Raw genomic sequence first — 12,847 nt, forward strand, 5'->3', positions numbered from 1 at the left:
CGGCGCCGTGACCCGCCTCGCGCTAGGCTGGCCGCCCCCTGTTGCCACCGCGCCACGCCATGGCCATCGACATCCGCAGCGCCGACGCCGCCGATCACGCCGCGATCCTGGCCCTCAACCTCGAATCCGAGCAGCTGCTCAGCCCACTGAGCGCTGCGCGCCTGGCCCGGCTCGACGCGCAGGCGGCCTACCACCGCGTGCTCTGCGACGACGGCGCGGTGGTCGCGTTCCTGCTCGCGTTCGCGCAGGGCGCCGATTACGACAGCCCCAACTACCGTTGGTTCGCGCAGCGCTACGAGCGCTTCCTCTACATCGATCGCGTGGTCGTGGCCGCCTCGCACCAGGGTCGGCGGTTGGGTAGCCGGTTGTACGAAGACCTGTTCGCGTTCGCGCGCGGGAGCGGCATCGCCACCGTGACCTGCGAGTTCTACGTGGTTCCGCTCAACGAGGCCTCGCGCCGCTTCCATGCCGGCTTCGGCTTCCGCGAGGTGGGCACGCAATGGGTGGCCGAAGGCCGCAAGCAGGTGTCACTGCAAACCGCCACGGCCTGATCACCGCGACGGCCCGCGCGGCGGGCGCGGCCGCCGGCCTCGGCTACACTCGCGGCCCCCTCCAGATCCGGGACCGCGATGCGCACCAGCGTCCTCACCCTGTCCATCCTGAGCGGCGCGCTCGCGCTCGCCGCCTGCCAGCGCAGCGACGCGCCGGCCGCCCAGCCCGCCGCACCGGTCGCGGCCGCGATGCCGGCCAGCGCCGCCACGGCCACCGTCGCCGCCGACGACAACCTCAACGCGGTGCTGTGGATGCAGGCATCGGCCGAGTACCAGGCCGCGACCATCACCGTCTACCGCGCCGCCGCCGACGGACTCGACGCCGCGCTGAAGCAGAAGCACTGGGATGCGCTGGTGCCGGACGAGCGCGGCAACGCCGCCACCGGCCTGAAGCCTGCGGTGATCATGGACGTCGACGAGACCGTGCTCGACAACTCGCCGTACCAGGCGCGCCTGGTCCGCAACGGCAGGGCGTACGACGAGCTCAGCTGGGACCAGTGGGTCGCCGAGAAGAAGGCCAGGCCGGTGCCGGGCGTGGTCGAGTTCGCCAAGGCCGCCGCGGCCAAGGGCGTGACCATCGTGTACCTGTCCAACCGCGCCGTGCACCTCAAGGACGCCACCCTGGCCAACCTGAGGGCGGTCGGCATGCCGGTCGCCGACGACAGCGTGTTCCTCGGCCTGGGCACCGTGCTTGACGGCTGCGAGCAGCACGGCAGCGAGAAGAACTGCCGACGCCGCCTGGCCGGGCAGCAGTACCGGGTGCTGATGCAGTTTGGCGACCAGCTCGGCGATTTCGTCCAGATCACCGCCAACACCCGCGACGGCCGCGCGCAACTGCTCGACGAGTACGCCGACTGGTTCGGCGAGCGCTGGTGGATGCTGCCCAATCCGAGCTACGGCTCGTGGGAGCCGGCGCTGTTCAACAACGACTGGTCGCAATCGCGCGCGGCGCGGCGCGAGACCAAGCGCCAGGCGCTGGACGTGGCGCCCTGAGCGACGGCAACACCAGCTGGTGCGTCGCACAAGTATTACTTACTTATAAATCAATTGTTTACATAATATATCTTGAGGTGTTGCATTAGGTTTTGAGGGCGGTTAGTCTGCTCCCATCCGGCGCGAGCCGGAGCCATGCCACAACTCGAAGTCCCTCCGGCTGCGGCCGGATTTAAAGGAGGCCCCGCGCCTCCTTTTTCTTTGCGCGCAGCCGCGGGATTGCCCCGCCATCGTGCTGGCGAGCTGACCCGGTTCCGCCCTGTCGCGCAGGCCACCCGTCACCCGACGTGACGCGACCACTGCAGTTTCTTCACGCACGGGGGGTTATGCCCTCAAGCCCGACGCCCGCCTGCCAATAAGGCGCATGGGCGTATCAGGCGGAGTGGAGCGCAAGGACTGCCATGGGTCGACTCGGCGCAACAGCAGGCATCCTGCTCTGGGCACTGGCGGTATCGCCGGCGGCGCAGGCCAATGACGGCCGGATCTCCTTCCACGGCAGCGTGGTCGTGCCGACCTGCGGCCCCGCACTCGGCGTGCCGGCGGCCAGGGCCCTGCCGCACAGCACCCAGGCACGTTGCCCGGATACATCGGCCAGCACCCACTATTCCCTGAGGGTCGAACCGGCCGCCAGCGCATTGCCGGGTTCGCAGCTGATCAGCTACCACGACAACTACCTGCGCGCCGCTGGCACGTCGGCGTGGCTGGCCACGCAGGTGTACGACTGAACCGCAGCGCCGGCTAGTTGTACGTCATCGTGTAGGTCACCGTGGCCGACACCCTGCCCGCACCCGGAGCGCCGAGCCGGTAGTACTGCACGTAGAAGGGGATCTGCCACGCTCCCGAAGGGCTGATGCCCACGGGTCGCGCACTGTCGAACGGCACGGGGTTGAATGCACTGTCGAGAATCTGCACGCCGACGTTGTTGGCGTTGCCACTGCCGAGAGCCTGACGGACGACGCCGGTCAGGCTCGCGTGTTGCCGGTTGCTGTCCAGAGTGACCCTGGTGTTGACGCCGGCTTCGCAGGTCAGGTTGAGGTTGAAGCCGGTGCGCCCGGCCGTGGTTCCGTTGGGCGCCGGCAACGACCGCACGCTGATGGTGGGCAGGGTCACGGTGAAATCCTTCGTGCCGGCGTTCACGCCGCAGGTCGGCGTCCGCACGATCGCGGCGCTTACCTGCAGTGGTGTCGCCATCGGCCCACTGCTGGGCGTCACCCCGTACTCGTACCAGTAGAACTGCATCAGCCGGATGGTGTTGAGCGTGCCCGGGGCGATCGTCCCGGTCTTGATGAGCTGCGCGGTGAAGTTCTCGGTGATGCTGCCGCTGCCACCGTTGCTGGTGATCGGCCCGATCTCGAAACCGCGCGTCGCACCGGGACCGCAGCGCAAACAGGCGTTGGAGGACGGTTGGAACGGGCTGCCGGTCAGCTTGAGCGCGACGCCGGCGACGCTGGTGGCAAACACGATCCCGCCGGAGCCGGTGTCGGAAGAGTGTCGCGTGGCCAGGTCGCCGGCCTGGAGGTAGAGCCCCTGGTTGCCAGTCAACGCGGGAATGCCGGTGCAATTGAAGGTCATGCTGACCGGCACTTCCGCGATCACCGAACCGGTCGCCTGGCTCGACGAAACGACAACGGTGCCAAAACTGATGACACCGCCCGAGGTGCTGCAGTTCGACGTCGCCGCCTGCGCGCTCCACGGCAACGCCGCCAGGCCGGCGACGATCGCCAGCAAGGCCAGCAACCGCATCAGCGACCGCACCCGCGCTACGGTGCGCGGGGCAAGGTCGAGGGGAAGGTCAGGCAGGTTCATGGCAACGGGTCATCGATCGGCATCGTGAGCGGTGGCGGTCACTGCGCGGCCACGGCGGAAGGGGCGTCCGGCGTGCAGCGCACGTCCAGCGTCGGGTAGTCGGACGTCGCCGCAGCGGCCTGCGGCGACGACGGCATGCGGTAGGAGACGCGGCACTGACGGGCTTCGCCCTCTTCCTGCCAGCTCAGGGTCATCGTGCCCTGCGCGTCCGCGCCGCGCACCAGCAGGCGACCGCCCTGGCCGACGATGCCGAGCACGCGGCCCTGCGCGTCGCGGCCTTCGGCGCCGAACGGCACGGCGCGGCCGTCGCCCGTTCGCGCGCGCACCAGCGCGGTGCGACCGTACTCGGTCTCGAACCTGAGCATCGCCACCGAGCCGGCGTACGGCGCCACGCGCGCGCTGGTGGCGGCCAGCTGCACGTCCAGCGACACCCCCTTCGGGTCCAGCTCCACGCTATTGATGTGGTACGGCGTCAGGTACGGGACCAGTGCGTAACCGAAGCGGTTGATGCGCACGCCCGGCGCGCTGATGACGCGCGCGCCCGTGGCGTGCGGCGCCTGCACGATCGCCAGCGTGTCGCCGGCCGGCTGGCCGAAGGTGACGCCGCCCGGATGCGCCACCACCGCGCCGGCCATGCCGAAGGAGGCCTGCGAATAGCCATCGCCCTGGCCGTAGCTGGCGTTGAGGACGGTGTAGCTGCCGCGGTAACCGGTATTGACGCTGCCGGAGGTGCCGGCGTCATCGCCGTGGGCGGCGCTGGCGCCGTAGGTGAACTGGCCATCGACACCCGCCTGGCCGGACAAGGTCACCTGCCCCTGGGTCTGGCCGCTGTCGTCGCGCGTGGCACTGGCGGTGAGGCTGGGCGCCCTTGGACTGGTGCCCAGTGGCAGGCTGAAGCTCAGGTAGAACTGGTTGCTGTAGCGCCCGTCGACATCGCGCACGCGGTTGGCCGACACGGCGTAGCTGAGCGAACGCAAGCTGTTGCTGTAGCCCAGCTGGAACTGCACGTCGGTGCCGCTGCGGTTCCAGTAGTCGCGCGCCGACGCGGTGGCGTACACGCTGCCGCCGGCCTCGCCCAGGGTCTGGCTGAGGTTGATGTCGAAGCGGTTGCGTTGACGCTCCAGGCCGTACGGGTTGGCCAGCAGGTCGGCATTGCGTCGGCCCTGCAGCGCCTCGCGCTGCGCCGGGGTAAGCACGCCGGGCAGGTTCTGCGACGCGTCGAGCGCATTGAGATCGCCGTTGACCAGCGCGCCGTTGGCGTAGTCGCGCGCCAGCAGCGCATCGCGCAGGCTGTAGTAGCCGCTGGTCGAGTAGCGATAGGACGCCAGACTGAAGGAGGTGCCGGTGGTCGGCAGGATCTTGCTGTAGGTCGCGCGCAGGCTTTGTCCGGTCGTGCTGTCCGCGCCCGGCAGTTGCGTGCGGGCGGCCGTCAGGTCCAGCGCCATCGCCCCCAGGCGGGTGTTGAGCGACAGGCCGCCCAGCGCGGCGGAGTAGCCGTCGCTGCCGAGCAGGCCGCCGTACGCGGTGACGGTGTTGGTGAGGCCGCGCTGCACGGTGGCCTGCAGCAGTTCCGGTTCGTCCTGCAGGCCCTGGTCGTGCACTCGGCCGACGGCGACAGCGACGCGGTAGAGGCCGGGACGCAGCTGCTGTGGCACCGAGGCGTAGGGCACGGCGAACTCGCGCACACGGCCGTCGGCCTCAGTCACGCTCACGTTCAAATCGCCGCCGTAGCCGGTGGCGTAGAGGTCGTCGATGACGAACGGGCCCGGTGTCACCGTGGTCTCGTAGAGCAGCGCGCCGTTCTGGCGGATGGTGACGCGCGCATTGGTCTCGGCCACGCCACGCACCGTCGGCGCGTAGCCGCGCAGCGAGTCGGGCAGCATGCGGTCGTCGGTGGCCAGCTGCACGCCGCGCACGCCGACGCTGTCGAACAGCTCGCCGCTGGTGTAGCTGTCGCCCAGGGTGATCTGCGCGCGCCAGGACGGAATATCGCGACGTGCATAGGTGGCAATGGACTGCCAGTGACGGTCCGAGCCGTTGCCTGCCGCCGCCGATTGCCAGCTCAGGCTGCCGTCGTGGCGGAAGCGCCAGGCACCGACATTGAGGCCGACGTTGACGCCTAGATAGCCGGACGTCTGGCTCTGGCCACCGCTTTGCGTGCGATAGCTGTTGAGGTTGTAGTTGAGCAGGGCGGCGGTCGCGCCCGTATCCCACTGTTCCGGGCCGACGTAGCCGCGCGCGCGGTAGCCCAACCAGGCCTGCGGCACGGTCACGTCCAGGCGCAGTTCGGCCTGGTCGTAGGTCACCGTGGCATCGGGGATCAGGTCGGCCAGCGCGATGCAGCCGTCCGAATCCGCCAGGGCGGCGCGGGCGGCATCGGACAGCTTGTCCTGGGGCAGGCCCAGCTGGTCCAGCAGGGCCGGCGTGAAGCAGGGCACGGCCGCGGTGCCTGGCGTGGGGGCGGCGAAACGCACGTCGGCCACGCCCGACCACTGCTGGGCCAGGTACAGGTCCAGACGATAGACGCCCGGCACCACCGCATTGCCGCGCTCGAAGCGCGACAGGTCGACCGCCTGCTCGCTGCCGCCCGCGAGCAGGCTGACATCGAACTGCGCATCGGCCGGCGCGGCCGGGTCGGCATGGGCATGGGCGCAGGCCAGCAACGCAAACGCGATCGCCGCACCGAGCGCGGCGCGGCCCGGTACGTTCAAGACAGCCGGCGAAAGAGAGCCGGCGCGTCGCATCAAGGGGTCACGGTCGCGCTGAACGGCGACGACGCGCCGTAGTCGTTGATCGCATTGAAGCGGACGGCGGCGCCGGCGGCCGCCGGCTTGCCCAGCTGCGGCACGCGCAGGCGCAGTTCGGCGAAGGGCGCGACCATGCCGGTCTCGACCTCGTACGCCTTGCCGGCATCGGTCACCGCCAAGGTGCTCAGCGTGATGTGGTACGGCGTCGGGTTGCGCACGACCAGCTCACCGGCCGCGGCGCGGAAGGTCAACTGCGCAGGCGCCTTGAACGGATCGCCCGCCAGGCCCGGCGGGCGGAAGAACAGCTTGAGCCGCGAGCGCAACGCCAGCTGCAGGTAATTCTGGTTGGCCGCGCCCTGCTCCGCCGGTTTCGACGGGATTTCCAGCACGTTGAGCCAGAACAACGACTCGCGGTCGGCTGGCAGCGGCTCACGGGTGTAGAGGATGCGCAGGCTCTGGTCGCGCTGCGGCTCCATTCGGAACATCGGCGGCGTGACCAGGAACGGGGTGTCGACGGTGTCCGGCGTCGCCTTCGGGTCGCCGCGGTCGATCCACGCCTGCACCAGCGCCGGACGCTCGTTGTCATTGGTCAGGCGCACGGTGACCTCACCGTCCTTGGCCGGCAGCACCACGCGGGTGCCACCGATCACGACGTTGGCATGGGCCGGGGGAGCGCACACGCACGCGCCGAGCAGCGCCGCAGCGAGGGCGCGGGTCCAGAGGTTCATCGGGAGTACCTGAGGGGGATCGAACGGAGTGGGTTGCGGGCGCAGCGATGCTGCTGCGCCCGCAGGCGCAGCACTTACTGGTACTGCATCGTGAACTGGACGCTGGTGCTCACCGTGCCGGCCGTGGCCTGGCCGAGGGCGTAGTACTGGGCGTAGTAGTTCAGGTTGGCGGCGCCGCTGGTGATGGTGGCTTCGCTGGACTCCTGCGCACCGGAAGCCAGGTGGAGCTTGATCGGGCTCATGTCGCCGTTGAGCAGACGGACCTGCACGTTGCCGGCGCCGCCAGCGGCGGTGTTCTTCAGGAAGCCCGTGCCGGTGTCGATGTTCGGGCCGTGCTCGAAGTAGGTGATGGCCCTGGTCAGGCTGGTGCCGCACTCGGTCAGCGCGATGGTGAACAGCTTGTTGCCGGCGGTGGCGCCGAGGGTGTTCAGCGCGGTGGTCGACACCGTCGGCAGCGTCACGGCAATCGCGGCCGGGCTGGCGGCGCCGCCGATCTTGCAGGTGGCGGTGGTCACCTGGCCGTTGACGGTGATGGTGCCGTCGATCGCCATGGCCGGCATCGGGGCCAGCGCGGCGATGGCCGCAACGAGGAGGAGCTTCTTCATACGAATACCTTTGATGTGGTGGTCGATCGACCGGTGGCAGGACGCGTTGCTGCCGGCGGAATGCCGGGTCGATGGCCAAGAAGCAGAAACTGTGCCAAACCTGTCGAAAGGCCTAGGCCATTGGTCATTACGATCGTGAAAACGGTCACATCTCGATTTAACAAACGGGATAAAGATCACATTTCCTTCACCCTGACGACCAAAGCTGACGCGTCGTGTCAGCTTTCCGGCTGCAGGCAGGTTCGGGTGCGCCGAGAAGCCGTCGCCGTTCTCATTCCCGACCGGCACGGCTTGCCGCCGCCCGGGCCGCCGGCCAAGATTCCGTCAGCGACCGGGGGAGCCGCAGCCAATGCCATCGAACCGACGTGCCATCGCCGCGCTGCTGCTCGCCGCCGTCGCGGTCGCGGGCGGCTGCGGGCGCGACGCCGCGCCGGTCGCCGAAACGGCACCGGCGCAACCGACCCAGGCGGTCACCCAACTGGTCGCCGACCTGCGCGCCAACGACCTCGCCGGGTACGCCCGTCACGCGGTGCCGCCGGCGCTGCACGCCCGGCTCGAAACCGCCTGGCGCGAGGGCCGCACGCGCTGGCCGCTGACCGAGTTGCCGCTCGACGACCGCCTGCCCGGCTTCATCACCGCCCTGGCCGCCCCCGGCGCCGACAAGCAGCTGCTGACCACCTACAACCGCCAGTTCGCCGGCGCCCACGGCGAGCTGCGCTCGGCCGCGGCGACGCTGAGCCTGTTCGCCACCCAGTACCTGCGCAGCGAGGGCGACTACAGCGACGACGAGCGCGCCCACTACGTGCAGCTGGTCGCGGCGATGAGCCGCTGGGGCCAGCAGGCCCCGCTCGGTGACGCCCAACGCGCCCGCAAGGCGATCCCGCAGCTGGTCACCGCCGCGCGCCTGACCGGGCTGGCCGGACCGGACCGGTTCCGCGAGGCCGGCATGCAGCGCAGCCTGGAGCGGCTTGGACCGTTCTTCGGCCGCTTCAAGCAGGTGCTGGCCGGTTACGGGCTCAACCTCGACGCCGCCTTCGACAGCGTGCAGGCGACACTGATCGAACAAACCGGCGACCACGCCCGGGTCCGGCTGCACTACACCCTGGCCGGGCAGGCAATCGAGGCCCAGCTCCAGGTCGAGCGCCGCGACGGCCGCTGGTACCTGCGCGACATCCTGCGCCACGCCGAGGCCGAAGCCGCGGCCACGTCGGACGCGGCGGTCGCCGCACCCGCCGCCGCGCGCCCGTCGAGCTGAACGCGGTTCCGACGCCGAAAGGCATAATGGCCACGATGCCGAAACAGACGCCCCTGCCTTTTCCGCACGCCGCCCAGGCCGCGCCCCCCGGGGAGACCCCGCCGATCGCGGACGCCGACCCGAACCGCCCGCCCGTCGCCGCGGACGCCGCGGATGCGCACGCCAGTGCCGGGCACCGCGCCGCCGAGCCCCCGGCCCCGGCTGGCCCACCCGATACCGACCCGACCCAGGCCGAGCTGCCGATCACCCCGCCCGCGCCCCTGCACCGCCTGCCGCCCGTGCGGCGGCCGTGGTGGGCCAAGTTGCTGGGGCGGTTCATGGCGCCGTGGGTGCAGCTGACCATCGAGCCCAGCAACCCGACCGCCGAAATCCCCGAGGAGTGGAGCGGCCGTCCGGTCTGCTACGTGCTGGAAGGCTACGGCCTGAGCAACGCGCTGATCCTCGAACGCGCCTGCCGCGAGACCGGCCTGCCGTCGCCGCTGCAGCCGCTGCCGGGCGACCCGCTGGGCCGCAAGCGCGCCTACCTCGCGCTGTCGCGGCGCAACGTCAACACCCTGACCCAGCTGCAGGCCCTGGCCGGCACCGCCCCGGCCACGACCAAGAGCCATTCCAGCTCGCTGGCGCGCCTGCTCGACGCCCACCGCGCCGACCCGGCCCTGGACGTGCAGCTGGTGCCGGTGTCGATCTTCGTCGGCCGCGCGCCGGACAAGAGCAGCGGCTGGTTCTCGGTGCTGTTCTCGGAAAACTGGGCCCTGGTCGGCCGCTTCCGCCGCCTGCTCGCGATCGCCCTCAACGGCCGCGACACGCTGGTGCGGTTCGCGCCGCCGGTGAGCCTGCGCGAGATCGTCGACGAGGGCCTGCCGCCCGAGCGCACGGTGCGCAAGCTGTCGCGCGTGCTGCGCACCCACTTCCGCCGCATCCGCGCGGCGGTGATCGGCCCCGACCTGTCGACCCGGCGCCTGCTGGTCGACCAGGTGCTGACCTCGGCCTCGGTCAAGGACGCCATCGCCGACCAGGCCCGCCGCGACAACTCCAAGCTGGCCGAGGCCTGGAAGAAGGCGCACACCTACGCCTACGAGATCGCCGCCGATTACTCGCACCCGGTGGTGCGCTCGGCCAGCTTCCTGCTGACCCCGGTGTGGAACCGCATCTACCGCGGCGTGCTGGTCCACCACCTCGACCAGCTCAAGCAGGACGCGCCCGGCTTCGAGGTGGTCTACGTGCCCTGCCACCGCAGCCACATGGATTACCTGCTGCTGAGCTACCTGCTGTACACGCGCGGCATCGTGCCGCCGCACATCGTCGCCGGCATCAACCTCAACCTGCCGGTGATCGGCACCATCCTGCGCAAGGGCGGCGCGTTCTTCATCCGCCGCAGCATCCGCGGCAGCGCGCTGTACTCGGCGGTGCTCAGCGAATACGTCGCCCAGCTCGTCGCCGGCGGCCACTCGATCGAGTACTTCGTCGAAGGCGGGCGCTCGCGCACCGGCCGGCTGCTGCCGCCCAAGGGCGGCATGGTGGCGATGACGCTGCGCGCGTTCCTGCGCCAGCCAACGCGACCGGTGCTGTTCCAGCCGGTCTACATCGGCTATGAGAAGCTGATGGAAGGCAGCAGCTACCTCGACGAGCTGTCCGGCAAACCCAAGGAGAAGGAATCGATCTGGGCGCTGCTGTGGGGCATCCCCAAGGTGTTGCGCAGCAACTACGGCCAGGTGGTGGTCAACTTCGGTGAACCGATCCGCCTCAACGACGTGCTCGCCGAGCACGCCCCGGACTGGGACGGCCGGCCGATGGGCGAGGAAGACAAGCCGGCCTGGCTGTCGCGCACGGTCGACGCCTTGGCCGATCGCATCCAGGTCAACGTCAACCGCGCCGCCGACGTCAACCCGATCAACCTGCTGGCGCTGGCGCTGCTGTCGACGCCCAAGCACGCGATGGGCGAGGCCGACCTGCTCGCGCAGATCGCGCTGAGCAAGACCCTGCTGGCCGAGCTGCCGTACTCCGACCGCGTCACCGTGACCCCGCATTCGCCGCAGGAGATCGTCGCCCACGGCGAGGAAATCAGCGTGCTCAGCCGCACCGCGCACCCGCTCGGCGACGTGCTCGGCGTGACCGGCGACAACGCGGTGCTGCTGAGCTACTTCCGCAACAACGTGCTGCACCTGTTCACCGCGGCCTCGTGGATCGCCTGCTGCTTCCAGAACAACCGGCGCATGAGCCAGGCCGGCGTGCTGCGCCTGGGCCGCAACGTCTATCCGTTCCTGCAGGCTGAATTGTTCCTGCCGTGGAGCGAGGAAGAATTCGCCCAGCGCCTGACCGACACCGTCGAGGTGTTCATCCGCGAGGGCCTGCTCGAGCGCGTCAACGAGGACGACGGCGGCATCCTCGCCCGCAACGCCGGCCAGACCGACGAGGTGTTCCGCCTGCGCGCGATCGGCCACTCGCTGCAGCAGGCGTTCGAGCGCTACTACATCGCCATCTCGGTGCTGGTGAAGAACGGCGCTGGCACGCTCACCGCCGGCGAGCTGGAAAGCCTGTGCCAGCTCGCCGCGCAGCGCCTGTCGCTGCTGTACGCGCCGGCGGCGCCGGAGTTCTTCGACAAGACCCTGTTCCGCGGCTTCATCCAGAAGCTGCGCGCACTCAAGCTGGTGTGGCCCGACGCCAACGGCAAGCTCGCCTTCGACGCGCGCCTGGACGCCTGGGCCAAGGACGCCAAGGTCATCCTCGGCCGCGAGCTGCGCCACACCATCGAGAAGATCAGCCCGGAAGGCGCCAAACCGGCGGCCGAGCCGCCACAGGCGACGTGAGCCTCCCGCGCCTGGCTGTCAGGCCGGTTCGTCCGGGATCAGCGCGCTCTCCAGTCGGGCGATGCAGTCCTTCAGCCACAACCGGCGCTTCTTCAGGCGCTTGATCGTCAACTCGTCGGCGTCGGTGTCGCCGACCAGGCGGTCGATCGCGGCGTCGAGGTCGCGGTGCTCGAGCCGCAGCTCGGCCAGCTGGCGCGCAATGACGGCGGGATCGTCGCTTTCGATCATGGTTGAAGCTTAGCGCGCGCCGACGACGGCCGTCACCGCGTCCCCGGCCAACGGCTGCGGCGCCCATCCGGCAGATCAGGTCCAGCCGATCAACTCCAGTAGAATCGGCGGTCCGATGAACACCGTCCTGTCTTTGCGCGAACCCCGGCCGCACGTGCGCACCGACCCGCGTCGCGCCCACGAGCAGCACAAGCTCGGCAAGCGCCTGCGTCGCCAGGTCGGCCGCGCCATCGCCGACTTCGGCATGATCGAGGACGGCGACAAGGTCATGGTGTGCCTGTCCGGCGGCAAGGACAGCTACACGATGCTCGACCTCCTGCTGCAGCTGCAGAAAAAGGCGCCGGTGCGGTTCGAACTGGTCGCGGTCAACCTCGACCAGAAGCAGCCGGACTTCCCCGCGCACGTGCTGCCGGCCTATCTCGCATCGATCGGCGTGGCGTACCAGATCCGCGAGCAGGACACCTACTCGGTGGTCACCCGCGTGGTGCCGGAAGGCAAGACCATGTGCTCGCTGTGCTCGCGCCTGCGTCGCGGCGCGCTGTATGCGCATGCCGCCGAGCAGGGCTTCACCAAGATCGCGCTCGGCCACCACCGCGACGACCGGGTGGCGACGTTCTTCCTCAACCTGTTCTTCCACGCCAAGCTGGGCGGCATGGCGCCCAAGCTGCTGTCCGACGATGGCCGCCACGTGGTGATCCGCCCGCTCGCCTACGTGCGCGAGGACGACATCGCCGCTTATGCGGAAGCAAAAAAGTTTCCGATCATCCCCTGCAACCTGTGCGGCTCGCAGGAGAACCTGCAGCGCCAGCAGGTCAAGAAGATGATGGACGCGTGGGAGCGCGAAACGCCCGGCCGCATCGAGTCCATCGCGCGCGCGCTGGGTGACATCCGCCCGTCGCAGCTGAGCGATCCGAAGCTGTTCGATTTCGTGGCGCTGGGTCGCCACGGCGACGCGCCGCTGCCGGATGCGCACGCGTGGTTGGCGGGTGAAGCGCCGGCGTTGCACGACGACACGACTTGATGCATTCAGCCTTTCACCGTCATTTCCGCGAAGGCGGGAACCCAGGGACGTTGCCGTGACTTTTCAACAGCAAACGACGCTGGGTTCCCGCCTTCGCGGGAATGAC

Annotated in this window: 11 protein-coding genes; 6 read left to right on the forward strand and 5 right to left on the reverse strand. The window is 69.8% G+C overall.

Annotation, left to right across the window (positions count from 1 at the left end):
• The first annotated feature begins 59 nt into the window (after positions 1–59).
• The 3 genes from ACFOLC_RS06915 to ACFOLC_RS06925 all read left to right on the forward strand — a co-directional run bounded on the left by ACFOLC_RS06915 (position 60) and on the right by ACFOLC_RS06925 (position 2,269).
• The gene (locus tag ACFOLC_RS06915; RefSeq protein ID WP_386758481.1) at positions 60–551 is read left to right on the forward strand and encodes a GNAT family N-acetyltransferase; all 492 of its coding nucleotides are present in this window, start codon (positions 60–62) and stop codon (positions 549–551) included.
• Positions 552–629: 78 nt separating this feature from the next.
• Positions 630–1,544, forward strand: a complete 915-nt coding sequence (locus ACFOLC_RS06920) for a 5'-nucleotidase, lipoprotein e(P4) family (RefSeq protein ID WP_386758482.1) — start codon at positions 630–632, stop codon at positions 1,542–1,544.
• 401 nt (positions 1,545–1,945) lie between these two features.
• Positions 1,946–2,269 carry a hypothetical protein gene (locus tag ACFOLC_RS06925; RefSeq protein WP_386758483.1) on the forward strand — a complete coding sequence of 108 codons (324 nt, stop codon included), beginning with the start codon at positions 1,946–1,948 and terminating at the stop codon, positions 2,267–2,269.
• A 13-nt stretch (positions 2,270–2,282) separates the two neighbouring features.
• Here the strand turns inward: ACFOLC_RS06925 and ACFOLC_RS06930 are convergent, their stop codons facing one another.
• The 4 genes from ACFOLC_RS06930 to ACFOLC_RS06945 all read right to left on the reverse strand — a co-directional run bounded on the left by ACFOLC_RS06930 (position 2,283) and on the right by ACFOLC_RS06945 (position 7,430).
• Entirely contained in the window at positions 2,283–3,350 is a 1,068-nt protein-coding gene (locus tag ACFOLC_RS06930; RefSeq protein ID WP_386758484.1) for a fimbrial protein, read from the reverse strand.
• Between the two features lie 38 nt (positions 3,351–3,388).
• A complete protein-coding gene (locus ACFOLC_RS06935) occupies positions 3,389–6,061 on the reverse strand; it encodes a fimbria/pilus outer membrane usher protein (protein ID WP_386758485.1) in 2,673 nt (890 codons plus the stop codon).
• A 32-nt stretch (positions 6,062–6,093) separates the two neighbouring features.
• Complete coding sequence (locus ACFOLC_RS06940) at positions 6,094–6,825, reverse strand: fimbrial biogenesis chaperone (RefSeq protein WP_386758486.1); 732 nt, start codon at positions 6,823–6,825, stop codon at positions 6,094–6,096.
• A gap of 74 nt (positions 6,826–6,899) precedes the next feature.
• Positions 6,900–7,430: a fimbrial protein gene (locus ACFOLC_RS06945; RefSeq protein WP_386758487.1), complete on the reverse strand. Its 531-nt coding sequence runs from the start codon at positions 7,428–7,430 to the stop codon at positions 6,900–6,902.
• 349 nt (positions 7,431–7,779) lie between these two features.
• On the opposite strand from ACFOLC_RS06945, the gene ACFOLC_RS06950 reads away from it, so the two are divergent.
• Entirely contained in the window at positions 7,780–8,685 is a 906-nt protein-coding gene (locus tag ACFOLC_RS06950) for a hypothetical protein (protein WP_386758488.1), read from the forward strand.
• Between the two features lie 26 nt (positions 8,686–8,711).
• Complete coding sequence (gene plsB / locus ACFOLC_RS06955; protein ID WP_386758489.1) at positions 8,712–11,492, forward strand: glycerol-3-phosphate 1-O-acyltransferase PlsB; 2,781 nt, start codon at positions 8,712–8,714, stop codon at positions 11,490–11,492.
• Positions 11,493–11,510: 18 nt separating this feature from the next.
• On the opposite strand, the gene ACFOLC_RS06960 is transcribed toward plsB, so the two are convergent.
• Positions 11,511–11,720: a YdcH family protein gene (locus tag ACFOLC_RS06960; protein ID WP_449284291.1), complete on the reverse strand. Its 210-nt coding sequence runs from the start codon at positions 11,718–11,720 to the stop codon at positions 11,511–11,513.
• A gap of 115 nt (positions 11,721–11,835) precedes the next feature.
• Between ACFOLC_RS06960 and ttcA the strand changes: the two genes are divergently transcribed.
• Positions 11,836–12,741, forward strand: coding sequence for a tRNA 2-thiocytidine(32) synthetase TtcA (gene ttcA, locus ACFOLC_RS06965; RefSeq protein WP_386758490.1), 906 nt, complete (start codon positions 11,836–11,838; stop codon positions 12,739–12,741).
• Positions 12,742–12,847 lie beyond the last annotated feature (106 nt).

The organism is Lysobacter cavernae, from assembly GCF_042648505.1.
Taxonomy (GTDB): Bacteria; Pseudomonadota; Gammaproteobacteria; order Xanthomonadales; family Xanthomonadaceae; genus Lysobacter_L; species Lysobacter_L cavernae.

Coding starts and splice junctions, on each gene's coding strand:
- plsB (WP_386758489.1), top strand. CDS start 8,712: ATGGCCACGATGCCGAAACAGACGCCCCTGCCTTTTCCGCACGCCGCC.
- ACFOLC_RS06930 (WP_386758484.1), bottom strand. CDS start 3,350: ATGAACCTGCCTGACCTTCCCCTCGACCTTGCCCCGCGCACCGTAGCG.
- ACFOLC_RS06940 (WP_386758486.1), bottom strand. CDS start 6,825: ATGAACCTCTGGACCCGCGCCCTCGCTGCGGCGCTGCTCGGCGCGTGC.
- ACFOLC_RS06950 (WP_386758488.1), top strand. CDS start 7,780: ATGCCATCGAACCGACGTGCCATCGCCGCGCTGCTGCTCGCCGCCGTC.
- ttcA (WP_386758490.1), top strand. CDS start 11,836: ATGAACACCGTCCTGTCTTTGCGCGAACCCCGGCCGCACGTGCGCACC.
- ACFOLC_RS06925 (WP_386758483.1), top strand. CDS start 1,946: ATGGGTCGACTCGGCGCAACAGCAGGCATCCTGCTCTGGGCACTGGCG.
- ACFOLC_RS06945 (WP_386758487.1), bottom strand. CDS start 7,430: ATGAAGAAGCTCCTCCTCGTTGCGGCCATCGCCGCGCTGGCCCCGATG.
- ACFOLC_RS06920 (WP_386758482.1), top strand. CDS start 630: ATGCGCACCAGCGTCCTCACCCTGTCCATCCTGAGCGGCGCGCTCGCG.
- ACFOLC_RS06915 (WP_386758481.1), top strand. CDS start 60: ATGGCCATCGACATCCGCAGCGCCGACGCCGCCGATCACGCCGCGATC.
- ACFOLC_RS06960 (WP_449284291.1), bottom strand. CDS start 11,720: ATGATCGAAAGCGACGATCCCGCCGTCATTGCGCGCCAGCTGGCCGAG.